Source organism: Acidobacteriota bacterium (genome assembly GCA_028875725.1).
GTDB lineage: Bacteria > Acidobacteriota > Thermoanaerobaculia > Multivoradales > Multivoraceae > Multivorans.
This window is the reverse complement of sequence record JAPPCR010000015.1, coordinates 567654-591014: the sequence shown is the minus strand read 5'-3', so window position 1 is coordinate 591014 and position 23361 is coordinate 567654. Positions and strand designations below refer to the sequence as shown.

The window sequence follows — 23361 nt, the reverse complement described above, 5'->3', positions numbered from 1 at the left end:
GCTGGAGGGAAGTGTGAAGAAGAAGACCTGGAAGTCCGTCATTGCCGTGCTCGCGCTCGTAGCCGCCACGGCGTGGACAGCGGCTGCGGCGCAGCAGGAGGAGGACGCCGGGTTCGTCTCCATGTTCGATGGCGAGACGCTGGACGGCTGGCACGCGGTGCCGGCCGACTCCATCTCGGACTGGTCCGTCGAGGACGGCATGATCGTCGGACGGGGCAGCGTGGACCGCCTCGTCTACCTCGTCTACGACGATGTCGAGTTGACGGATTTCGAACTGGAGGCCAGCTACCGTTTTCCCGGCCGCGGCAACAGCGGAATCCAGATCCACGCTGTGAAGGACCTGAGCGGCAAGCGTCCGTTCGTGGGCTACCACGCGGATCTCGGTCACCTGGGGATCGGGCCGCAGGTTCTCGGCGCCTGGGACTTCCACTTCGCCAATCGCGAGGAGTACGCCTGCTTTCGCGGTACGAGTCTCGTGATCGATCCTGACGGAACGACGCACACCACCGAGATCGAGGATCCGTTGACGGAAAGTGACATCAACCGCCAGGGCTGGAACCGGGTCCGCGTCGTCGCCAGGGGGCGGCACTACCAGTTCTTCATCAACGGAAAGCTAGCCTCCGAGTTCACCGACAACGCGAAGGAAGAACGTTTCGACAGCGGCGCGATCGGCCTGCAGATCCACGATGCGGGGATGCGCGTCGAGTTCAGGGACCTTCGGCTGAAGAAGACCGCTTCCGGCAAGTAGGCTCTGACTCAACCAAAAGTGCCCGCACACGAAGGAGCAATGACGATGACTGGAGTGCATTCGAGCCGTTGGACCGCAGCGGCCTTCCTGGCGCTCGCGATTTCGCTGACCGGCGCACACGCTCAGCCCGGCGCCGACTCAGGCCCGAGCTTCGGCCAGATCAACCCGGAGCAGATGGCGCGGATGGCGAATCCTGGCGAGGACGGGCCCTTCTACATGATCAACCTGATCAAGTACCGGGAGAAGGCGGTCTACGCCGACGGTCGCGAGACCGACCTCACTGGCGAGGAAGCCAACAACCTCTACCGGCCGGTTGACATCCTGGCGGAGATCGGCGCCGAGCCCGTCTTCATGGCCCAGGTCGAGAAGATGCGGCTGGGCGACGGCACGAAGTGGGACCACGTGGCCATCGTTCGCTACCCGAGTCGACGGGCGTTCGTGCAGATGACGCAACGGCCGGACTTCCAGGCCCGATCGGTCCACAAGGACGCCGGCGTCGGCAAGACGATCGTGATGGTGTCCCATCTCATCGACCTCCCGGCGCCCGAAGGCTCCAGCCCGCCGAAACCGGCGTATCCGGCGACTGCCGACGACCGCGCCTTCGAGATGATCCACGTGCTTCGCTATCGCGACACGGCTCGGTACGAGGAAGGCTCAACCGAGTCGGCCATCTCCGGCCGCGAAGCGATGAAGAAGTACGGTACGGCCGCCGGCTCGGTCGCCGGGCCCATGGGTGTCCGCCCCACGGCGTGGTTCAGGATCGAAGGAGTCCTGATCGGCGACGGTCGGCCGTGGGACGAAATGCGGATCAACCACTTCCCGAGCCACGCGACCCTGGCGAAACACCTGGAGAGCGAGGTTCGGGCGGAAGCTCAGCGTCACCGGGCCGCGGCCCTCGAGGACACCTACGCGATCCAGGCGCGCCCGCTGATCAACCGGCTCGGCGGGAAGTAGCGTCCGACCGATCAGTCGGCTCAGTCTGGAAGTCGCTGATTACGCAGGGAGGAAGGATGACGAAACCAGTTTGCTTTGTCATGGGCGCCGGCGCCGGAATCGGTGGTACTGCGGGCAGGAGGTTTGCTCGCGAGGGGTACCACGCGGTTCTCTGTCGGCGGAGCGACGAAGACGGGCTGAACGCGTTGGTCGCCGGCATCCACGAGGAGGGAGGCGAGGCGTCCGGCTTTCTCCTGAACGCCGTCAAGGACCACGTCATCGAGGATCAGATTGTCCAGGTGGAGGAGGAGATCGGCCCGATCGAAGTGATGATCTACAACCTCGGCGCCCAGATCGGCAATCGGGAGCTCACCGATACCAGCTACAAGGCCTTCGAGCTCGGCTGGCGCATGGCGACGTTCGGCCTCTTCCGGACCGCCTCCGTACTCTTGCCGCGCATGGTCGGGCGAGGCCAGGGAACGCTGATCGTGACGTCGGCCACAGCCGCGGCGCGCGGCAACGCCGGGCAGCACTCCCACGCGGCCGCGATGGGCGGGCGACGCCTGCTCTGCCAGACCCTGAACGCCGAGTTCTCCTCAAAGGGAATCCATGTGGCGCATGTGCTCGTCGATGGTTCGGTCGACGCACCGGACACGCTGGGCAAGATGCTCGGTCCGGAGCGCTACGAGGCCCTCCGGAGCACGAAGGGAGCGGTAGACGGCCTCATCCTTCCCGAGCAGGTGGCGGAGACCTATCTCCATCTCGTCCGGCAGCATCGATCTACCTGGACCTTCGAGCTGGACCTGCGCTCGTACAACGACAAGCCCTGGTGGAACTGAGGCGGCGAGGGGCGACGATTCGTTCGCACGCGTCCGAGCCGCAGGCTCGGCCGCGCCGCCGAGATCCCGCTGGGGCCGCCCTCGCGCCTTCGGCGTGTGTTGGTCTTGCTTGGGATTCGTTCGCACGCGTCCGAGCCGCAGGCTCGGCCGCGCCGCCGAGATCCCGCTGGGGCCGCCATCGCGCCTGCAGGCGCGATGGCGTCCCCAACGGGATTCGAACCCGTGTTGCCAGCTTGAAAGGCTGGAGTCCTGACCTGGCTAGACGATGGGGACGCGGATTCGGGCCGTGGCTGCGGTGCCGACCGCTGTCGAGCCGCGGAGTATAGCGGCTGCCAGGCTCTCCGTCGCAGCAGCTCGGCTGCATCGGCCGCGCCGCACTCCTCCGCCCACCCGACGCCATCGGCGGTTTCTCGTCGCGTGTACAGTGTGCGAATGGAGATCAAGGTAGATACACGAGGAAGCGAGGCCGGTCCCCCCGGCTACTTCGACGACGCCGACGGCTTCCTCATGCCGCTGGCTCCAAACACGAGGTCCCGTCGCATTCCCCTCGGCGGTTTTCCGACCGGTCCCGAGATCGGCACGCGACTGCCCGACGTGGTCGCGGTCGACCAGCACGGTCGCTCGGTCGAACTGCATGCCGACCGCGGCGGCCAGCCGGCGGTTCTGGTCTTTTCCCGATCGGCGGTGTGGTGACCCCCCTGCCGAACCCAGCTGGTCGAGCTGGAGCGGGGGATGCCGGCTTTCGATGCCGCCGGGGTCAAGCTCTACACCCTGACCTATGACGAGGTGGATGCGCTCGCCGACTACGCGAAGGCCATGGGCGTCACGTTCACCATGCTCTCGGACCCGAACAGCGAGGTGATTCGCGCGTTCGGGATCCTCAACACGCTGATCCCGCCCGACGAGCATCCCTGGTACGGGATCCCCTTCCCCGGGGCCTACGCGATCGATGCCGACGGCATGATCGTCGCCAAGTTCTTCGAGCGCAACTTCGGTGCGAGATTCGGATCCGAGCAGCTCCTCGCCGCGGCTCTCGGCCGAAGGTTCGAGGTCGAGCCCGCGCCCAGCCCGGCTGAGGAGGTGAGTGTCGACGTGCGCCTCGACGCCGACCGGCTGCTCTCGGGCGTCCTTCACGAGATCGTCGCGACCTTCCGGGTGCCCGAAGGGCAACATCTCTACGGCGAGCCGGTGCCGGACGCTCTGGTCGCCGCCACGATCGAAGTCGACGACGCTCCCGGCATCATCAGCCGCACGCTGGTTGCGCCGCCTACTTCCAGGTTGACCCTCGCCGGGTCGGGCGACACCCTCGAGGTCTACGAGGGCGACGTGGTGCTGCGGCTACCGATCGCGCAGAACGGCAGGGCCATGCAGAAGGCCGACGGCAAGCGCCATGTCGACATCAGCGGCAGGGTCCGTTGGCAGGCCTGCGACGACGTGGAGTGCGGTCTGCCTCAGTCGCGGAGCTTCGACTTCCGGGTTGAAGCCGGTTTCCCGGTCCTGCCGGACATGGGACCGGGAGTGGGACGGGTACCGGAGATGAACGGTGCCGCCCACTTCAAGAAGATGATCGATCGACGGAAGTAAGCTCTCCGACCATCTAGGCGACCGGCCGGTCACCCACGATCGAGACCCGCTCGCCGAAGCGGGACTGCGGGTAGTAGTCCCACACGGCGTGATGCTGGGTGCAACGGTTGTCCCAGAGGGTGAGCGTATTGGGCTCCCAGCGTACGCGACAGGTCAGGGAGACGGTCGTGGCGATGTGCCTGAAGAGCATGTCGAGCAGGCCCCGGCTCTCCCATCGACGCATACGGCGGATGTGTGAGGTGAAGCCGCTGTTGACGAACAGGGCCTTGCGGCCCGTCTCGGGATGGCGGATGACAACGGGGTGCTCGGTCCTCGGGTACTGCTTTCCGTCGGGGGCCGCGTAGCCGTACTTTCCGATGTAGGGCAGTGCGCCGTCGTGCACGGCCACGAGACCCTCGAGGAACTGCTGCATCCGCCCAGAGAGCGTCTCGTAGGCGCGGTACATGTCGGCGAATAGCGTGTCGCCTCCCGAGCCGCACTCGGGAATCTCCTTGATGTAGAGCATCGACGCCATCGGCGGCTTCTCGTCGCAGGACACGTCGGTGTGCCAGCCGTCGCCCGACGTGTACTTCGACTTCTGCGTGGTCTTGATGACGAGGATCTCCGGGTCGTGCCCGCCCTCGTACTCGGCGCTCTTGTGCAGCGGGTGGACGTGCAGCGGGCCGAAGGACCGGCCGAAGTCCTTGTGCTGCTCGCGGGTGAGCTCCTGGTTGCGGAAGACCAGCACCTGCCAGTCCAGCCAGGCCCGCCTGATCTTGTCCTGCTGCGACTGGGAGAGCGGCCGGGACAGGTCGACTCCCTCGATCTCCGCGCCGATATGCGGAGTCAGGGGTCGGATCTCGATGGAGACGGCGGTGGGCGTTCCATCGGGGAGCGTTTCGGAAGCGGTTTGCATGTCCATGATGTCAGTCTCTCCTTGCCTCGCTGTCGTCGATGGTCTGTCTGTACGTGCTCTCCCACAGCCACTGCTGGGCCGACCTGCCCTGTCCCTGGCGCTTGGGCTCCGTGAACCCCACGCGACCTGCGTGCTCCCGTATCAGTTCGGCCGCTGGAACCGGAGAGTGATGGTAGAGAACCTGCGCCACCTGAGGATAGGCGTTCAGGTCTTCAAGCGCCCGCGACCATTCGGTCGGGTGACTCTGCTGAAAGTCGATCGCGAGCCCCGTTGCGATCGCCAGATAGGCGGCGCGAGCGCGCGTCTTGCGGTCCTGTGCGGACAGTAGGGAAGCCTCCACGGCATCCCCCAGTTCCGCCTGCAGTCGCTGCGTTTCATCCGAGAGGGAAGGCAAGGGGGATACGTTCGACGGGTTCTCGACAGGAATGCGATAGACCGCTCCACGCGCATCGGCGACTCGCTGGCCGCCGTTCTCGACGATCACGTGTTCCGCGAGGCTGATCAACCTGTCGGCAAAGGACGTAATGGTCTCGTCCTTGGGCATGAGATCGCGGGTGGTATTCGCGTACCGATCGCGAATCTCCCATTCCTGGGACATCATCCAGCGATACCCCTTCACGACGCCGGCGATGGTCCCGGCCGTGGCGGCGTTGTTGTCGGCGTCCCAGCCGAAGTTGAAGGCGAATCGAAGGGTCTCCGCGAAGTCGCCGTCGCCGTACAGCAACGCGGCGATCGTCGATGCGCCGTTCAGCTCGTAACCGTTCCTGTCGCGCATCGCACCGTCGTGACGACTGTACTTCTCCTTGACCTTCAGGCGGGCGGCGCGCCAGTCGTCAGGGTACTGCCGATGCCAGGCCCGAACGTCGCGGATGATCTCGTTGAACACGCTCTCCGGGTCCAGTGCCGCGACTCCCGCATCCAGGATCGCGGACAGGTCGTCCGTCAGGAACGCAGTAGAGATCATGGCCGTGAAGAGTTGAGTCGATTGCGCAGGCTCTCCGTCAATGGCTACATGGGTGTAGTGGAGCCCGATCTTTCCCGCGGTCCGGGGCATTCCGGGCGCTATCAAGCCGAACGTCTCGCTGAGGAACTGTCCAGAGATGTTGAACTCGGCCCAGGGATTCAGCACGATGTTGCCGGTCATGGGCGGATCGAAGTCGAGATCCATCAACACACGAGCGTACTGGTTCGAGCACCAGATGTTGCGGTTGATTCGCGTCTTCCACAGTTCCGCGATCGTGTCTGACGGCAGGAAGAGCGTTCCATCCCGCTGCATCGCATCGATGTAGACCCACTCGAAATCGGTGTCGTCGTCAGTCCTGGCGCCGGTGGGTAGAGCGGGCGTGTATTCCGATACGTCTCCTGGTTCGCTGATGTAGCGATGCTCGTGAGGTATCCCGTTCAGGTTCCCGAGCATCTGGCCGAGTAGTCCGCCCCGAATCTTGTCCCGCACGACATCAGCCGCCAGGTCGACGAACTCGTCATCGGACGATTGCCCGTATGCGGGTGGTAAATGTGTCGCGAGGACCGCAGCCAACGCGATCGACAGAGCGGTCCTGAGAATGCGCATGGCTTCTTCTCCCTGTTTCGTGCCCTCACGGACTGTCTACTCACGCGGGGAGTAGATGACCCAGATCTTCGTGTAGCCGTCCGTTTCGAAGACTCCGGTCCACTCTTTCGGCACCGTCACCGCCTCGCCGGCGTTGATCACGAGCTCCGTCCCGTCTGAGGACGTCAGAGTGACGCCGCCTTCGAGGAAGTACATGAACTCGTCGACACCGTACGGCTGAGTGATCTCTATCCGTGTTTTCCCGGACTTGTACATGCCGGATGAGAAGCTCCTGTCGCTCGAGACCAGCGACGTGGCCGTCTGCGTCACATGCCCGTCGGCGTGGGTCTGCTCGACCACGTCCGGGCGCTCGAAGATCTTGCCGCCGAGTTCCGGCTTGCTGATCTTGGCGGGCCGAACGGTTTCGTCGCTTGCGGCCACCATGAAACTCCCGAGGACCGTTGCACAGAGGATGATCAGGACGCTTCTCTTCATGGGTGGACTCCAAACGCCACGAACTCCGCCGGGGACTCGTTGCCGCCGATCGCGACGACGATGAACTGGCGACCTTCGTGCAAGTAGGTTATCGGCGCACCGGTGGTACCGGAGGGCAGCTCGGTCTCCCACACCACTTCGCCCGTGGACTTGTCGTAGGCGCGGAACTTCCTGCCCCAGTAGCGGCCTTCTTCCCCCTCGATGCCGGGGATGGCATCGCTGCCTTCACCGATGAACAGCAGCGTCTTCGTCACCAGCGGCGCCGGCCGCCCGGCGACCCCCAGGGGCGGCACGTCGAGGCCCTCGAGCAGGGGATGGTCTCGAGGCCCATCGCCGTTGGCTGCCATCCACACATGCTCGCCGCGATGCAGATCGATTGCGGTGATCCGACCATAGGGTGGTTTCACGATCGGGAGTCCGTCGAGGGTCGGCACATCGGGCGCGTCGTACCCCATGACGTAGCCGAGCGTGGCGTCGCTGGCTTCCGGCTGTTTCAGGGAGTACACGCTCGGCCAGGTGTGGGACACGGCGTAGTAGACGCCGGTCTCGGGATCGAAGGCGCCGGTGTGCCAGTTCCCGGTTCCCCAGAAACCCGGATTCGTCAGAGTGCCGATCTTCCCCTGCTCGTCGTCCATCAGGCCGGGCGGCGTGAAGATCGGCCCGAGCCGGAAGGGCTTGACGAGCTCCAGGGCCCGCGCCCGGAGCTCCGGCGTGAAGTCGATCAGGTCGTCCTCCACGAATCCCTGCCGGTCGAAGGGCGGCGGCTTCGTCGGGAAGGGCTGGGTCGGCGACAGTCGTTCCCCGGGGACCCGTGAGCCGGGCACGACCCTCTCCTCGATCGGCCACACCGGCTCCCCGGTACGGCGATCGAAGACGTAGAGGAAGCCGGTCTTCGAGGGCTGCATGACGGCGTCGATCCGCCTCCCGTCGACCGTGATCTCGCCGAGGGTCGCCGGACCGACCGTGTCCCATTCCCAGACGTCGTGGCGCACCATCTGAAAGTGCCAGACCCGCTCGCCCGTCCTGGCGTTCAGCGCCACGAGCGAGTTGGAGTACAGGTTGTCGCCGGGCCGGTGGCCGCCGTAGTACGCCGCGGTCGGGGCCGAGAGCTGGACGTAGACGTGGCCCAGTTCCTCGTCGGCCGACAGGCAGCACCACGACCCGAGGTCACCCGAGTACTCCCACGAGCCGTCGCCCCAGGTCTCGTGGCCCGGCTCGCCTGGCCGCGGCACGACGTGGAAGGTCCACAGCCGGCGGCCCGTGCGGACATCGTAGCCGCGCACATCCTCCGGCGTCGCCTCCTTCTTGCTGCCGCTGTCGCCGGCGCCTCCGGTGTATCCGGCCACCACGACGACGTCGCCCACGACGATCGGCCCGGCAGTCCAGGTGAAATCGCCTGCCAGCGGTCCCGGGAGGCGGAGGCTGACGCGTCCCTGGTCGCCGAAGTCGCCGTCGAGCTCGCCACTCGATGCGTGGATCGAGTACAGGTAGTTCTCGCGTGCGAGGAACAGTCGTTGCTGCTCGCCGCCCGTCCAGAGGTCGACGCCTCGAGGGCTCAGGCCGCGCGCCTCTTCGATCGTCGGCTCGAACGGCGCCTGAGACCACAGGGTCTCGCCGCTCGCCGGGTCGACGGCGCGCAGCAGGCCGACGAGGTTGGTCAGGAAGAGGCGACCTTCAACCATGATGGGCGTCGATCGCAGGTTGTTGCCCGGGCGCAGTTCGGGAAACTCCTCCTTGAGTTCCGGTTCCAGACCCGGCCGTCGCCACACGATGCGCAGATCGCCGACGTTCGAGGCGTCGATCCGGTCGAGCGGCGAGTAGCGCTTGAAGGTGCGGTCGCCGCCGAAGTACGGCCACTCGCCTTCCTGCGCCGCCAGCGTCGACCCCAGGACCAGCACACCGGTCCAGGCGACCAGGGTTCGGATCATCCGAAGCAGGTTATCCAAGGCCGGCCCACGATGTGCGCCGACCAGCTCGCGTCAGTCGACGATCGCCTGCATGATGGCGTTCTGGAAGTCGACCCGGAGCGGACCGCCCGGCGTCTGCACCATGAGAACCGCGGCCAGGTCCTCCTGCGGATCGACCCAGTAGCTGGTGCCGAACGCGCCACCCCAGCCGAAGCTGCCGGTGGACCGGTGGTCACCGCGGGCCGCGACGCCGTCGAGCACGACGTCCACGCTCAGTCCGAACCCCATTCCGGGGCTCCTCGCCTTCTCGTACAGGTCGCCGACGTGGTTCGACCCCATCAGTTCGACGGTCCGGGAGCCCAGCAGCCGCGTGCCGTTCAGCTCCCCGCCGTTGACCAGCATCTGGGCGAACTGCAGGTAGTCTTCGGCCGTCGACCAGAGACCGCCGGCGCCCCCGTGCAACGTCGTCGTGGCCAGCCACTCCGGCAGCGCCGGGCGGAGTTCGAGGCCGTCGGGGGTGCGAATGTACAGCGTCACGACGCGCTGCTTCTTGTCCTCCGGCACGTCGAAGGCGGTGTCCTTCATTCCCAGGGGCTCGAAGACCCGCAGCCGCAGGAACTCGTCGAACGTCAGACCCGAGGCGACCTCGACGATGCGCCCCAGCGTGTCGATCCCCGCCAGCGCGCTGTACTTCCAGCGGGTGCCCGGATGGAAGTCGAGGGGGGCCGCTCCGAGCGCGGCCGCCCAGTCCGCGACCGTGCCGGTCGGATCGCGAGGGGCGATGCGCGCCGTCGCCTCGCGTGCCGCGCCGCGGCTGCCCAGACCCGACGTGTGGGTGATCAGGTCGTGCACCGTGACCTCGCGCTTCGCCGGCACCGTGTAGATGTCGCCTTCCTCGCCTGCGGCGTCCGATCGCGGCATCGCGACCTTCGTGTTCTTGAACTCCGGAATGAAGCGGGACACCGGATCCGACAGACGGACCTTCCCCTCTTCGACGAGGATCAGGATGGCGACGGCGGTTACCGGCTTCGTCATCGAGGCGATCGGGAAGATGGCGTCCTTGCGCATCGGGGCGTTCGTCTCGATGTCCATGAGGCCTCGCGCCTCGAAGTGGGCGACGCGGCCGCGCCGCGCGACGACGGTGACGGCGCCTGAGATCTGCTTCGCGTCGATGGCGCGCTGGATCATCTCGCCGATTCGCTCGAGACGTTCCGCGGACAACCCCACGTCCTCCGGCACCCCGGCGGGCACCTGGGCGCTGGCCGTCGTGACCGCGAGCAGGAAGACGAGAACGAAGATCGCCGGCCACCGCGGCCAGGCTCCGTCACGGGCACTGTTGACGCGCACCGGCAGCTCCTAGAACCAGTAGCGGAGCGACAGCGTGACGTCGCGCCCGGGCAAGGGCGCGAAGGTCTTCAGGAGCGACGTATGCACGCGCGCCTCCTCGTCGGTCAGGTTGCGGCCCCGCAGGAGCACGTCGACGATCTCGTTCTTCAACGTGAAGCGCCGGCCGACGTGGGCGTTCAGCATCGTGTAGCCGTCGGTCGGCGTCTCCTGCTGTGCAACATCGTTCTGGTCGTCGACCCAGCGCCACTCGACCGCTGCCCGCCAGTCGTGGCCGTGGTAGTGGAGGCCGGCGCCCAGACTCATGGGCGGAATCCTCGGCAGGTTTCCGCCTTCGTCCAGCTCGGCGTCGACGGTGTCGCCCAGGATCTCCATGTGAAGGTCATGCCCGTTCCACTCCGCAAGCTCGATCCGCGCGTGGAGCTCGGCGCCGGTCATCATCGCGTCGGCCTGACTGTAGCGGACGACCGGGAATCCAGCCATCTCCGCGCCGGTGAACGCGTGGTAGATGAAGTCCTGGAAGTCCTGCCGGAAGAAGGTCAACTTGCCCTGGAGGATTCCCTCCTCCTTGCGCAGAGTGAGGTCCAGACCGGCGCCGACCTCCTGGTCGAGATCGGGATCGCCGATGTCGAAGGTCCGGGTGGGTATGTGAGCCCCGTCCGAGAACAGTTCTCCCGGGCTGGGGAGACGAACTGAGCGGGAGGCTGAGAGGCCAAGGTTCCACGCCTCTCCGGCCGACCAGACCAGGCCGGCCGACGCGGAAACGCCGTCGCCGGACCAGGCTGGTCCGTTCGCCGGATTGTGCTCGGCCTGTTCGAAGCGGGCGCCGAACTGCCAGCGGATCGAGCCCCTTTCGATCTCCTGGTTGGTGAAGGCTGCCCAGGTGTTCGAGTGGGTCGGGGGGATGAAGGCCTCGGCGCCGATTGCGGCGAGATCGCGGTTCACATGCTGCACACCGATGCTGCCCCGGCTGGCGCCCCGCTCGCGCTGGAACATCTCGACCCGGGTCTCGAACAGCTCGTTCGTGTAGAGGACGCCGGTGTGGCCGGCTTCGAACTCGACGTGCTCGTAGTCCGTTCCGGACATCTGCACGTCGAACCTCTCGAAGGCGGACGCGAGCAGGTAGACGCTGCTTCTGAGGTCGATGCGCTGCTGCCTCATGTCGAGGCGAATGTTCTCCTCGTCCTCGCCGTGCTCGTCCTCGTGGCCGTGCTCGTCCTCGTGGTCGTGCTCGTCCTCGTGGTCGTGCTCGTCCTCGTGATCGTGCTCGTCCTCGTGGTCGTGCTCATCCTCGTGGTCGTGCTCATCCTCGTGGTCGTCGTGGTCGTCTTCGTGCTCGTCGTGGTCGTCTTCGCCGTGATCGTGATGCGCATGGCTGTGGGCGCCCGGAGGAATGCCGTAGTCGGTGCTGAAACCGCTGAACGAGACGCCCAGAAAACCGCGGTCGCCGAAGAAGCGGGTGACGCCGAAGCGGCCGCTCTCGGTCCTCAGGTCGGTGTTCGGGACGATGCCGAAGGAGTTCTCCTCTTCGTGTTCGTCGTGTTCGTCGTGTTCGTCGTGTTCGTCGTGTTCGTCGTGTTCGTCGTGCTCGTCGTGGTCCTCGTGGTCCTGGTGGTCCTCGTCCTCGTGCTCGTCATGCTCGTCGTGGTCGTCGTGGTCCTCCTCGAGGCGGGCGTAGCCCGGGATCTCGTACGGATCGGCCGTCCGGCTGACGGCCCCGATGTGCCAGGCCCATTCGCCGCCGCCGCCATTGAGCTGGAGCGCGCCCGTCCTCTCGCCGGTCGCCGAACCCCCGATCAGGTCGATCTTGCCGCCGAAGGTCTTTGCCGCCCGGTTTGTTGGAATGCGACCGTCGACGACGTTCACGGCGCCGCCGATGGCGCCCGAGCCGTAGCGGAGCGTGGCCGGACCTCTCAGCACTTCGATCTGATCGGCCAGGAGCGGGTCGGACGTGATCGCGTGATCGGCGCTTTCCACGGAAACGTCGCCGGTTCCCATGCCGCCGTTGAGCACCCGAACACGGGCGCTCGACAGGCCGCGGATGACCGGCCGCGCCGCTCCCGGCACGAACGCGCTCGAGGACAGGCCCGGTTCCCCCGCCAGGGTCTCGCCCAGCGTCGCCCCCGTGCGCAGTTGCAGATCGGCGCCGCCCAACACGGAGATCGCGTTCGGCAGCTCGGACTCGTTCCGGAGATCGCCGGAGGCGGTCACGACGATCTCGTCGAAGTGGGTGACGTGATCGTGTTCCAGCTCGACGGTCGTCTCCCGGTCGGCCTCCACGGTGATCGACTGGCTGGTCCGGCCGACCGACGGGATGTCGACGACCAGGAGATAAGTGCCGGGAGCCACGGCGTCGAAACGAAACGTCCCGTCCGCCGCCACCGGGGCGCTTAGGGACAGCTCATCGAGTCGGGCGACGGCCAGCGAGAGGCCGGCGTCGCCGGAGCTGCTGACCGTTCCGGCGACGGATCCCGTCGCCTGGCCATCGGCTGCGGGCGGACTCAGAAGGAGGGCAAGGGCGAAAAGAGTGGCGCCTGTGATTGCCTGGCGCCAGCGGGGACGGCGTTGCGAATGGGAGTTCGAGTACTTGTTGTAGGTAGCGGGCATGGTTTGGAGTTCCTGGGTAGTTCAGTCCGAGTCGAAGGGTGTTCCGGCGCTGGCTGCGGAATCGGCGGCGGCAGCGCACCGAAGTTGTCGGCCGCGCGATGCCGCGATTCCCTGCGATCAACTACGGCTGACCGCGATGGCGTCGCCGCCATCGCTCCGACGTGGGGCGAGTGACGCCTGGTTTGCTTCCTGGCGGCTCCGACGCTTCGCGCTCAGCGTGGGTCGGAGTCGCTGTCACTCAGCCTGCGGGCGGACCGCGAGCGGCCTGCGGCCTGGACTCGCTACGCCTGGCGCTGCCGTCGTTCTCGGGCCTTGCCACGGCCGTGGCGAGGTCGAGCGGCCTCGCCACGGAGCTTCTGCCGACCTCGTCGGGCTTGGAGCTTGCGGTCCTGCAGGCGACGCAGGAGTGTTCGTGCGGCGCGGCGGCGTTGCCGAGGCGGGCGCCGTTCGTGGCCCCGGTGGCCTCGGCTTCGCGGTCGAGCGTACTCCAGGCGTTGCTCGCTGCCGGTGCGTCGTGGAGGTAGCAGACCACGCCCGAGGCGGTGAGCAACGTGGCGATCGTCAGCGCGAGGGCGTTGACGATGACGAGCGGCGAGTGGGACCGGTGCGGCACGGGAGGGCCTTTTATCACGTATTCGCGGATGCGGACGCCCTGATCTCGAACCGCCCTTGCGAGGGCGAGAACCGGATCGCTTCGGTGTCGAAGGCCTGGCCGACGTCGCCGCTCTGGCTCAGCTCCTCCGGCGTACCGACCGAGAAGCCGCCAGCGCCGTCGAGCAGCCAGACGCTGTCGGCTAGCTGAAGCGACAGGTCGAGGTCGTGGCTCGAGAGGAGGACGACCTGCCGCTTCTGCTTCGCCTGGAAGCGCAGGAGGGCCATGATCTCCACTCGGCTCGGAAGGTCGAGGAAGGCCGTGATCTCGTCGAGGACCATGAGGCGCGGGGTTTGTGCGAGCGCCCGCGCGATCATCACGCGCTGGCGCTCGCCGTCGCTGATATCGCTGAAGTAGCGGCGCAGGAACGGCCCGACGCCGGCCACTGCGACGGCGTCGGCGATTGCCGCCCGGTCGCTGTTCGCCTGCCCACCTTGCCAGCCCGTGAAGGGCTGCCGGGCAAGCGCGATGACGTCCTCGACACGGAGGCCCGGATTGAACTGCCGCTCCGTCAGCACGACGGCGATCCGGCGCGCGCGGGTCGCCGGACGCATGGAGGCGACGTCTTCGCCGTCGAGGAGCACGGCGCCGTCGAGCGACGTCTGCAGCGCAGCGATCGTGCGCATCAGGGTCGACTTGCCGGACCCGTTGCGGCCGAGGATGCAGATGAAGTCGCCAGGCGCCGCCCCCAGGTCGATGCCGGACAGGACGACTCCCCGCGTGTTCCGATAGCCCACGGCGAGGGATCGCAGATCCAGCATCAGCGCCACTGCCTCACGGCCGGCGAGAAGATGAGGATGAGAACCACGACCGGTGCGCCGATGATTGCGAGGATCGCGTTCAGATGCAGGAAGTGCTGCTCCCACGGTGCATGGACGATGGCGTCTCCGGCAAGGGCAAGCAGTGCACCGCCCAGGGCGGCAAGCGGCAGGAGCGGGAGAATCCGCGCCGTTCCGGCCAGCGCCCGCGCGAAGTGCGGCGCGATGAGACCGACGAAGCTCACCGGGCCGCAGAAGGCCACGACGGGCGCCACCAGGAGCACGGCTGCCGCAAGGACGGCATGTCGGAGCGCCGTCACCTTGACGCCGAGGCTGCGCGCGTAGGTCTCGCCCAGAAGCAGCGAACTGAGGGGCTTGGCCGTCGCGACGGCGACGCAGGCGCCGACGAGGATCGGCAGCGAGAGCCACGCCAGCGCCGAAGGGGCGACGCCGGCGAAGCTCGCATCGCGCCATCCGCCATAGACCCGGCCGCCCGCGCGGGCGGCGAAATGAAGAAGCACGCTCGTGAGGCCCTGGGAGGTGAACCCGAGCATCAGGCCGATCACGAGCAGCGTGATGGCGCCGACGCGGCGCCCGAGCGCGAGCATGGCGAGCGCCGCGACCGCGACGCCCGCGGCGGCCGCGAGCGTGATGCTGGGGCCCTCGAAGAAGGTCAGGAAGGACACGGCCGCGGGACCCGCGAAGGCCGCCGCGGTCACCGTGAGCGCGACCCCGAGCTGGCCTCCCGCCAGCAGGCCGAGGGACCATGCGTCGGCAACGGGGTTGCGGAAGAGCGCCTGCATGAGCACTCCAGCCATGCCGAGCGCAGCGCCGGCGATGATCGCGGCGGCTACCCGTGGGAGGCGGATCTCGAGGACGATCTGGCGGGCCAGATCGCTCGACTGCGTCCCGGTCAACGCGCCGACCGTGTCGGCCAGTGGCAGCGCGATCTGCCCGTAGGTCAGGGTCAGCAGCGAGAGGGCGGCGAGCGACCCGAGGAGGGCGGCGCCGCTAGTGCTGACTCGCGCCGCCATGGCCTGCCTCCCAGGTCTCCAGGGCGAGGTACCGCCAATCGCCGTCCCGAAGTTCCGGGTGCAGCATCTTGATGACGTCCCCCAGGCGCCAGTCCGGCCGGATATCCCCCATCTCCCATACTTCCCACGAGTCGGCGGTCGGATGGCGTTTGCCCGGCTCCCAGAAGACGCAGCCCTCCCGGTACGCCTTGAAGCGCGCGAGCACGGCGTGGTCGTCGAACCTCGGGGACAGGGGGTCCCGGATCATCCAGCAATCGGCGTCCGTGGCGTCCCGCAGGAGCCGCTCGGTCGAGAGATCGGAGAAGGTGTCGAGCTCCGGATCGTCCTCGGCGCCCATCACGAGCTCCGCGTTGGCGTCGCGAAGGAGCGCTGCATCGGAGTTCCGCTGCGTGACCGCCCAGCGATTGCCCGCGCTCCGGTACCAGGCCCAGAGAATCGATCGCCGCGGTTGCCCGTCAGCGAGGGACTTCAGACGGTCGACCTCCTGCGCGACCATCTGGACGAAAGCGTCGGCTTCAGCCTCCTTCCCGGTCAGCAGACCCATCAGACGGACCCAATCGACGCGGCCCATGTAGTGCGGCTCAGCATCGATGAAGGTCGGCACGACCGGAACGCCAAGCGATTCGACGCGCTCCATGTGCCGGGTGTGCGTGAGATCGGCCATGCGTGCGATCAGCACGTCCGGCCGCACCGCCACCAGGGCGTCGAGCGTTGGCGGCATGTGCCAGCCATAGCCGATCTGCTGGATCTGACCCGACCGGGCCTTGCGGCGCAGGTCATCGTCGTAACTGGTACTCCCGCCTACGGCGACGATCCGGTCCTCGACCCCGAGTACGCGCAGCATGGCCTCATGAGGGTGATCGTTGACGGCGATCCGTTCGACGGGCGTTCGGATCAGCGAGGCCCCGGCTAGATCTCCCGACAGGGTTGGCGGCTCTATGTCCCGCGGAACCAGCACGAGGCGGGCCCGCTGCGGTGGCCCGCCCGCCGTTCCGCCCCAGGTGACGATGGATGCCTCGATGTCGACAACGCGATAGCCGTGCCGTTCGACGACGCTGAAGATCCCCGTATAGGGCATCTCCACAGCCTTGCCCTCGACGGGTCCCGGATCGTGGGACACGCTGGGCCCGCAGGCGGTCAGAAAGACGCACCAGCTGAGTGCCGTCAGAAGAGACGGCGCCCCGATCCCGGTTGGCGCGTTCCGCGCTAACCGCGACCCACTCCCTGCACCCGTCATCGGGTGCAGGGATGGCACTTGCTTCGCTGCGTTCCGCGGCGCAGGCTCCTAGAACCAGAACCGGGCCGACAGGGTCACGTCCCTGCCGGGCAGCGGCCTGAAGTTCTTCAGGAACGACGTGTGCACGCGCGCCTCCTCGTCCGTCAGGTTGCGGCCCCGCAGTAGCACGTCGAGGATCTGGTTGCCGAGGATGAAGCGCCGCCCGACGTGGGCGTTGACCAGCGTGTAGCCCTCGGTTGGGGTCTCCAGTTCAGCGACGTCGTTCTGGTCGTCGAACCAGCGACCTTCCACCGCGGCGCGCCAGTGGTGGCCGTGGTAGTGGAGGCCGGCGCCGAAGCTCATCGGCGGAATCCGTGGCAGGTTGCCGCCCGCGTCCAACTCGGCGTTGACCGTGTCCGCTATCGCCTGGATGTGCAGGTGATGGTCGTTCCGGTCGAGCAGCTCCAGCCGAAGCCGGAGTTCGGCCCCTTCGGTGGAGGCGTCGGCCTGGGTGTAGCGGAGGACAGCGAACCCGTCTTCCTCTTCGCCGGTGAACCGCTGGTAGATGAAGTCGCTGAAGCTCTGGCTGAACAGCGTCAGTTCGCCGGTCAGCGGCCCTTCCGTCTTGCGCAGCGACACGTCGAACCCGGTGCCGACCTCGTTATCCAGGTTCGGGTCACCGACCTCGTAGCTCAGGGTGGCGACGTGCAGGCCGTCGGAGTGGAGCTCCTCCGCCGCGGGCAGGCGGGCCGAGCGGGCGACCGACACGCCTAGCGTCCAGTCGGAGCCGGCGTCCCAGACCAGGCCCGCTGAAGCGGACACGCCGTCGTGCGAGGTGTCCCGAGAACTCATCGGATTGTGGTCGAGCTGCTCGAAGCGAGCGCCGAACTGCCAGCGGACGGGACCGGCCTCGATCTCCTGTGAGGTAAAGAGAGCCCATCCCTGGGACTGTGTCGGCGGAACGAAGGCTTCCTCGCCGATGGCGGCGAGATCGCGGTCCGAGTACTGGAGGCCGACGGAGCCGCGGCTGCGGCCCCGCTCGCGCTGGAACATCTCGAGTCGGGTCTCGAGGTAGTCGTTGGAGAACGTCGTGCCGACGTCGGGGCCTTCGAGCTCGACGTGCTCGTAGTCGGTCCCCGTCATCCGGACCTCGATCCTCTGGAAGGCGCCCGCCATCGGCAGGGCTTCGGCCCGCAGGTCCACGCGGCGCTGCCTCATGTCTACGCGGATCGGGAGCTCCTCTTCCTCGCCGTGCTCGTCGTGGTCGTCATGGTCCTCGTCGTCATGGTCCTCGTCGTCGTGGTCCTCGTCGTCGTGGTCCTCGTCGTCGTGGTCCTCGTCGTCATGGTCCTCGTCGTCGTGGTCCTCGTCGTCGTGGTCGTGCTCGTCCTCGTGGTCGTGCTCGTCCTCGTGGTGGTGATGGGCGTGGGCGCCGGGCGGGAGCCCATAGTCCGTGTTGAAGCCGCTGACCGAGATGCCGATCGAGCCACGGTCGCCGAAGAAGCGGGTGAAGCCGAAGCGCCCGCTCTCGGTCATGTAATCCGTGTTCGGGACGATCCCGAAGGGGTTCTCGTCTTCGTGCTCTTCGTGGTCGTGTTCGTCGTGATCCTCGTCTTCGTGGTCGTCGTGGTCTTCGTCCTCGTCGTCGTGATCCTCGTCTTCGTCGTGGTCGTCGTCGTCGTGATCATCGTCGTGATCGTCGTGCTCCTCCTCGACCTGTGCGTGGCCGGGAATCTCGTACGGATCGGCTTCCCGGCTCACGGCACCCAGGTGCCAGGCCCATTCATCGCCGCCGCCGTTGAGATGGATCGCGCCCATTCGCTCGTCGGCCACGGACCCGCCGCGAAGGTCGATCGTGCCTCTCAGCGCGCTGACAGGCTTCTCGCTCGGGATCCGGCCGTCGACCATGTTGACCGCGCCGCCGATTGCCTCGGAACCGAAACGGAGCGTGGCGGGTCCGCGAAGCACCTCGATCTGTTCGGCGTGCGCCGGTTCGAAGGTCACGGCGTGGTCGGCGCTGACGACGGAGGCGTCGCCGGTGTCGAGTCCGTTCTCCATGACGCGGATCCGGGCGCCGCTCAGGCCGCGAATGATCGGCCGGCTGGCGCCTGGCACGAACGACGTCGAGTGCACGCCTGGTTCGCCTTCCAGCGTCTCGCCCAATGTGGCGCCGAGACGCAGCTGGAGGTCCGGGCCGGACAGCACGGAGACGGGATTCGCCAGCTCGGAGGCACGACGCTGGTCGCCGGTCGCGGTGACGACGACCTCGTCGAAGTGCGTCCCGTGACGCATTTCGAGCTGGACATCCACCTCGTCGCCGCCCGCCACGGTGATGGTCTCGCTCGCCGTGCCGAAGGCGGGAATCTCGACGACGACGAGATAGGTGCCGGCCGGCACCTCGTCGAAGCGGAACGCTCCGTCCGTGGACACCGCGGTGCTGACGCCGAGTGCGGGGATGCGCGCCACGGCGAGCACGATTCTCTCGCCGTGGGTGTCGACGGAGCCGGCCACGGAGCCGGTCTCCTGGGCGGCGGCCGTCGGCGGAATGAGGAGGAGGGCGAGGGCACAGAGAATGGTGCCCGTCACCGCCTGGCGCCGGCGCCGCTGGTGGGAGTTCAAGGCCTTGGTGTGGTTGGCGAGCATGGTTGCGAGTTCCTGGGTCGTTCAGTCCGAGTCGAAGAAGGTTGTGGCGCTGGCTGCGGAATCGGCGGCGATGGGAGCGCAGCGGAGCACCTGTGGCACGATGCTGCGTCTTCGTGGATCAGCTACGGCTGACCGCGTCGTCCTCGTGATCGTCGCGGGCGAGGGGACGGCCTCCGACGCCTCGCGCTCAGCGCGGATCGGAGACGTGTCGGCTCAGCCGGTAGGCGGTCCGCGCGCGCTTTGCTGCCAACGCTCGCCAGCGCTTGGACCGGACCGGGGATCGGATCCTGACTCGGCCGGGAAGAGGTCAAGCCCGGCGATCGAACTCCTGCGATTCTCGACGGTCCGGGTGCGGCCCAGTTTGCATGCAACGCAGGAGTGGTCGTGCGGGGCCGCGGCCTGGCCCAGCGTGGCGCCGTTGGCGATGCCGGAGGCCTCCGCTTCGTGGTCGGCCACGCAGTAAGCGACGTTCGTCTCGACCGTGTCGTGACCATGGCCGCCTGCCTCCCAGGCTCCAGCGAGCAGGGTGGCGGTCGTCAGCGCGATAGCGGAGAAGACAGCAGGTGGCGAACCGGGCCGGCGCAGCATTGGCTGCGGAGGTTACCAGAGCCGGCGAGGCCCCTAGCGCCGCCGAAGCACCACCTGGTGAGCGCCACGGCGGTCGTCGCCTTCGCCGGCCGCGGCGCTGAGCGCGAAGTCGCCGGCCGGGACCGCGACCCCTTCGAAGGTGGTGTTGCTCTGCTCGGGCGCCAGTTCCTGGCGATGCGTCCCATCCCCGATCTCGAGGAGCACCGGACCGGCGGATCCGGCCACCAGCCGCACCTCGATGTCGAACGTCGCGTCCTCCCTCGCGCCCAACAGCCATCGCCCCCGCGAGGTCGGCCGCCAGCCCTGATCGTCGGTGATCCGCCGCCAGTCCTGGCGCGTGAGGACGGTCACAGGTTCCTGGTCGGTGCCGACGACGATCCGTGGCGGCGCGTAGTTGTCCGGCCGGGTGGAGCTCACGTCCTTGAACCACTCCAGGTAGTCGTCGCTCATCCCGGCTGCGATCTCGGGTGCGTTGTCGATCAGGTTCCGGGTTTCGGCCGGATCCGCCTCGAGGTCGTAGAGCTCGAGATGGAGTTCGCCATCCCAGTCCCCCTCGCCGCGCGGGGAGGGATGGACCAGCTTGTAGCGCTGGCCGACTGCGGCGAAGGAACGAAACGCGGTCGGTTCGTCTCCCCGATGGAACTGGAAGTACAAGGTGCGGTCGGGCCAGACCGCCGCGTCGCCGGCCAGCAGGCCGAGCAGGCTGCGGCCGTCGAGATGGAGCCCAGCGGGCGGTTCGACGCCGGCAGCGTCCAGGAGAGTGGGGGTGATGTCGATGTGTGCGCCGATCCGGTCGACGGCTTCACCGCCGGACGGCAGGCGTTCCGGCCACCGGGCCAGCAGAGGCGACCGGATGCCGCCCTCGAACACGGCTCCCTTGCGGCCGCGGAGTCCGGCGTTGTAGCGGTCACGGTCCGGGCCGTTGTCGACCAGGAAGACGACCAGCGTGTCCTCCGCGAGGCCCAGTTCGTCGAGCCGCGCCATCAGTCGGCCGATGTTGTCGTCGATGTTGCTGATCATCGCGTAGCTGCGTGCCAGCCGGTCGAGGATCTGCTCGCTGGCCTGGTCGGGATCGGGAAGCGCCGCGCTCAGGTCTGCCTGCCGGTAGTGCTCGAGCCAGTCCTCCGGAACGTCGTGGAACGGGCCGTGGGGCGCGTTCGTCGGTACGTAGGCGAAGAACGGCCGGCCGTCCCCGGCCGCCTCCTCCATGAAGTCCAACGCGGCGTCGAAGTAGACGTCCGTGCAGTAGCCCGTCGTCTCCTCGCGCTGTCCGTTGCGAAATAGCACGGCGTCCGTGTACCTGCCCTCGCCGCCGGGTGGGTCCGAGGGCTGTCCGATGCCGCCTCCGCGGTGGACCAGGCTCTCCTGGAAGCCCTGGTCCATCGCGCGCATCGGGTGGGCGTCGCCGAGATGCCACTTGCCGAAGATGCCGGTGGCGTAGCCGGCGTCCCGGAGCATCTCGGCGATCGTCACCTCCTCCGGTTCCATCATCGCCCGGCCGATGTACGTGTCGATGGCGCGGGTGCGGTAGTTGTAGCGACCCGTCATCAGCGAGGCGCGCGTCGGCGTGCAGACCGGGCTGACGTAGAAGCGCTCGACCTGTGCGCTCTGCGCCGCCAGGGCGTCGAGGTGCGGCGTCTGGAGGACGGGGTTGCCGGTGAAACCGAAGTCTCCGTAGCCCTGGTCGTCGGTCATGACGAGAACGATGTTGGGTCGCTCGGCTTCTTCGGCCGGTTCGTCGGCCGGTCGGCCGCCGTCGCAACCCGGCGTCCAGACGGCGAGCAGAACCGCGACGAGCTGTGCGCTACGCTTCATCGGTTTCCCTCCACATGACAGGCCGAGGACAGGATATGGCAGCAGAAGAGGTTCGCTACGAACGACGCGGCCCGGTGGCGGTGCTGACGCTTGACCGCGCCCGCTACCACAACGCCCAGAGCTGGAAGTTGCTCGATGATCTCGACCGCCAGCTCGACCGGGCGATGGCCGACGAGGATGTCCGGGTCGTCGTGCTCAAGGGCAACGGGAAGCACTTCTCGTCCGGCCACGACCTGGGTACGCCGGAGCAGCAGGCGGACGTCGAGGCCCGGGGACTGACCCAGTGGGTCGGCATGGACTGGTACGAGGCGTTCCGCTGGTACAACCTGGACAACACGGTCAAGTGGCGCAACCTGCCGAAGCCGACGATCGCCATGGTGCATGGCTACTGCATCTTCGGTGGCTGGATGATCGCGGCGGCGATGGACCTGATCTTCGCCGCGCCGAGCGCCCGCTTCCTGGCGAGCCTGTTCGAGACCTTCACCGTGCCCTGGGACATCCATCCCCGCAAGGCGAAGGAACTGCTGTTCGAGAGCCGCTTCATCGACGCCGAGGAGGCGCGCGAATTGGGCCTGGTCAACCGGGTCTACGCGGAGGATGAACTGGAACGCGAGACGATGGCCTATGCGGAACGGATCGCCGAGAACGACCCGGCGGTGCTGCGCCTCGGCAAGCTCGCCGTGAACAAGGCCCAGGACGCGATGGGCTACAGCGCGAACGTCGAGGCGGCGTTCGCCGACTACCTTGTGGTCCGGGAGATTCGCGGCAGTACCAGCCGGGTCGAGGGCAACCGGCGGCTCGTCGGCGTCGACCTGGCGCTGCGGGGGCAGCGCGGCGGACGCGCCGGACAGACGCCGTTGGACCCGGTAGACAGCTTACGCGCTTCAGAAACGGGGGAGGACGCATGAGAACAGTTCGCACTGGATTTGCCTTTCTGCTGTGCATGAGCGTGGCCGCCGTGGCGGCGGCGCAGGACGGTGACGGCACGCGGATGTACAACACCGCCAAGCAGAAGCTGATGAGCGGCGAGGGCATCGTCGGCGTCAGCATCTCCTCGCCCGATCCCGACAGCTACTGCGCGGCGGCCAACGCCGGCTTCGACTTCACCTGGATCGAGATGCAGCACAGCCCGCTGTCCTACCAGGACGTGGCGAGGATGCTCTGGGCCTGCCGTGACGCACCGGCCATCCCATTCATTCGGGTGCCGGACGCGACGGAGGGCGACATCCAGAAGGCCGTCGATCTCGGCGCACTCGGCATCGTCGTGCCGATGGTGCGCACCGCCGAGAAGATGGAGCGGGCTGTGCGCTTCGCCAAGTTCCCGCCCGAGGGTCGCCGGAGCCTGGGCGGCGGCCAGTACGGCGCGCTCTGGGGCCGGGACTACCGGGCCACGGCGAACGAGAACATCCTGATCGTGGCGATGATCGAGTCGCCGGCAGGTGTCGAGGCGGTCGAGGAGATCGCGGCCGTGCCCGGCGTCGACGTCGTCTTCGCGGCCTCGACCGACCTCTACAGCTTCTCCGGCAAGCGCCAGGGGGAGCCGGAGTACGAGGCGATGGTCGACCGCATCCGCGACGCGGTGCTCGGTGCCGGCCTCAAGCTGGGCGGGCCGCTGGCCTGGCGTGACCGCGAGGGCTTCAGCTTCTTCCAGGCGCCCGGAGTCGGCAACCTGATCCGCCGCGGGGCCCAGGCGCTGCTGGAAGAGACGGCGTCAGGAATCGCCGAGATCGAGGGCTCGGAGAACCAGTAACCGG

The 23361-nt window shown here is 67.5% G+C and carries 20 protein-coding genes, 1 tRNA gene and 1 pseudogene; 8 read left to right on the top strand and 14 right to left on the bottom strand.

Annotated elements, in window-relative coordinates; genetic code table 11:
* The first annotated feature begins 13 nt into the window (after positions 1 to 13).
* The 3 genes from OXI49_13970 to OXI49_13960 are packed head-to-tail and all read left to right on the top strand — an operon-like array spanning position 14 to position 2520.
* Complete coding sequence (locus OXI49_13970) at positions 14 to 748, top strand: DUF1080 domain-containing protein (GenBank protein MDE2691619.1); 735 nt, start codon at positions 14 to 16, stop codon at positions 746 to 748.
* 45 nt (positions 749 to 793) lie between these two features.
* Entirely contained in the window at positions 794 to 1702 is a 909-nt protein-coding gene (locus tag OXI49_13965) for a hypothetical protein (protein ID MDE2691618.1), read from the top strand.
* 56 nt (positions 1703 to 1758) lie between these two features.
* Positions 1759 to 2520 carry an SDR family NAD(P)-dependent oxidoreductase gene (locus OXI49_13960; protein ID MDE2691617.1) on the top strand — a complete coding sequence of 254 codons (762 nt, stop codon included), beginning with the start codon at positions 1759 to 1761 and terminating at the stop codon, positions 2518 to 2520.
* A 196-nt stretch (positions 2521 to 2716) separates the two neighbouring features.
* Here OXI49_13960 and OXI49_13955 read toward each other — a convergent pair.
* A tRNA-Glu gene (locus OXI49_13955) sits at positions 2717 to 2793 on the bottom strand.
* Between the two features lie 159 nt (positions 2794 to 2952).
* On the opposite strand from OXI49_13955, the gene OXI49_13950 reads away from it, so the two are divergent.
* From OXI49_13950 to OXI49_13940, 3 genes and pseudogenes are all read left to right on the top strand, one after another.
* Entirely contained in the window at positions 2953 to 3213 is a 261-nt protein-coding gene (locus OXI49_13950; GenBank protein MDE2691616.1) for a hypothetical protein, read from the top strand.
* 15 nt (positions 3214 to 3228) lie between these two features.
* Positions 3229 to 3480, top strand: a pseudogene (locus OXI49_13945) (redoxin domain-containing protein).
* Positions 3481 to 4104: a protein-disulfide reductase DsbD family protein gene (locus OXI49_13940; GenBank protein MDE2691615.1), complete on the top strand. Its 624-nt coding sequence runs from the start codon at positions 3481 to 3483 to the stop codon at positions 4102 to 4104.
* Between the two features lie 13 nt (positions 4105 to 4117).
* On the opposite strand, the gene OXI49_13935 is transcribed toward OXI49_13940, so the two are convergent.
* The 13 genes from OXI49_13935 to OXI49_13875 form a co-directional block, all read right to left on the bottom strand.
* Entirely contained in the window at positions 4118 to 5005 is an 888-nt protein-coding gene (locus OXI49_13935; GenBank protein ID MDE2691614.1) for a TauD/TfdA family dioxygenase, read from the bottom strand.
* Between the two features lie 4 nt (positions 5006 to 5009).
* Positions 5010 to 6569 (bottom strand): ADP-ribosylglycohydrolase family protein, encoded by a 1560-nt coding sequence (locus tag OXI49_13930; GenBank protein ID MDE2691613.1) that lies wholly within the window; start codon positions 6567 to 6569, stop codon positions 5010 to 5012.
* 36 nt (positions 6570 to 6605) lie between these two features.
* Positions 6606 to 7043, bottom strand: a complete 438-nt coding sequence (locus tag OXI49_13925) for a cupin domain-containing protein (GenBank protein MDE2691612.1) — start codon at positions 7041 to 7043, stop codon at positions 6606 to 6608.
* A complete protein-coding gene (locus tag OXI49_13920; protein MDE2691611.1) occupies positions 7040 to 8971 on the bottom strand; it encodes a PQQ-binding-like beta-propeller repeat protein in 1932 nt (643 codons plus the stop codon). The genes OXI49_13925 and OXI49_13920 overlap by 4 nt, the downstream gene beginning before the upstream one ends.
* A 51-nt stretch (positions 8972 to 9022) precedes the next feature.
* The gene (locus tag OXI49_13915; protein ID MDE2691610.1) at positions 9023 to 10297 is read right to left on the bottom strand and encodes a serine hydrolase; all 1275 of its coding nucleotides are present in this window, start codon (positions 10295 to 10297) and stop codon (positions 9023 to 9025) included.
* Positions 10298 to 10306: 9 nt separating this feature from the next.
* Entirely contained in the window at positions 10307 to 12901 is a 2595-nt protein-coding gene (locus OXI49_13910) for a TonB-dependent receptor (protein MDE2691609.1), read from the bottom strand.
* Between the two features lie 238 nt (positions 12902 to 13139).
* The gene (locus OXI49_13905; protein ID MDE2691608.1) at positions 13140 to 13514 is read right to left on the bottom strand and encodes a hypothetical protein; all 375 of its coding nucleotides are present in this window, start codon (positions 13512 to 13514) and stop codon (positions 13140 to 13142) included.
* A gap of 14 nt (positions 13515 to 13528) precedes the next feature.
* Entirely contained in the window at positions 13529 to 14314 is a 786-nt protein-coding gene (locus OXI49_13900) for an ABC transporter ATP-binding protein (GenBank protein MDE2691607.1), read from the bottom strand.
* Complete coding sequence (locus OXI49_13895; GenBank protein MDE2691606.1) at positions 14314 to 15345, bottom strand: iron chelate uptake ABC transporter family permease subunit; 1032 nt, start codon at positions 15343 to 15345, stop codon at positions 14314 to 14316. The genes OXI49_13900 and OXI49_13895 overlap by 1 nt, the downstream gene beginning before the upstream one ends.
* Positions 15323 to 16465 (bottom strand): ABC transporter substrate-binding protein, encoded by a 1143-nt coding sequence (locus OXI49_13890; protein ID MDE2691605.1) that lies wholly within the window; start codon positions 16463 to 16465, stop codon positions 15323 to 15325. The genes OXI49_13895 and OXI49_13890 overlap by 23 nt, the downstream gene beginning before the upstream one ends.
* A 165-nt stretch (positions 16466 to 16630) precedes the next feature.
* The gene (locus OXI49_13885) at positions 16631 to 19204 is read right to left on the bottom strand and encodes a TonB-dependent receptor (protein MDE2691604.1); all 2574 of its coding nucleotides are present in this window, start codon (positions 19202 to 19204) and stop codon (positions 16631 to 16633) included.
* Between the two features lie 213 nt (positions 19205 to 19417).
* The gene (locus tag OXI49_13880; GenBank protein ID MDE2691603.1) at positions 19418 to 19792 is read right to left on the bottom strand and encodes a hypothetical protein; all 375 of its coding nucleotides are present in this window, start codon (positions 19790 to 19792) and stop codon (positions 19418 to 19420) included.
* A gap of 33 nt (positions 19793 to 19825) precedes the next feature.
* Positions 19826 to 21607, bottom strand: a complete 1782-nt coding sequence (locus OXI49_13875; GenBank protein MDE2691602.1) for an arylsulfatase — start codon at positions 21605 to 21607, stop codon at positions 19826 to 19828.
* A gap of 35 nt (positions 21608 to 21642) precedes the next feature.
* Between OXI49_13875 and OXI49_13870 the strand changes: the two genes are divergently transcribed.
* Positions 21643 to 22515: an enoyl-CoA hydratase-related protein gene (locus tag OXI49_13870; protein ID MDE2691601.1), complete on the top strand. Its 873-nt coding sequence runs from the start codon at positions 21643 to 21645 to the stop codon at positions 22513 to 22515.
* The gene (locus tag OXI49_13865; protein MDE2691600.1) at positions 22512 to 23357 is read left to right on the top strand and encodes an aldolase/citrate lyase family protein; all 846 of its coding nucleotides are present in this window, start codon (positions 22512 to 22514) and stop codon (positions 23355 to 23357) included. The genes OXI49_13870 and OXI49_13865 overlap by 4 nt, the downstream gene beginning before the upstream one ends.
* Positions 23358 to 23361: the final 4 nt, after the last annotated feature.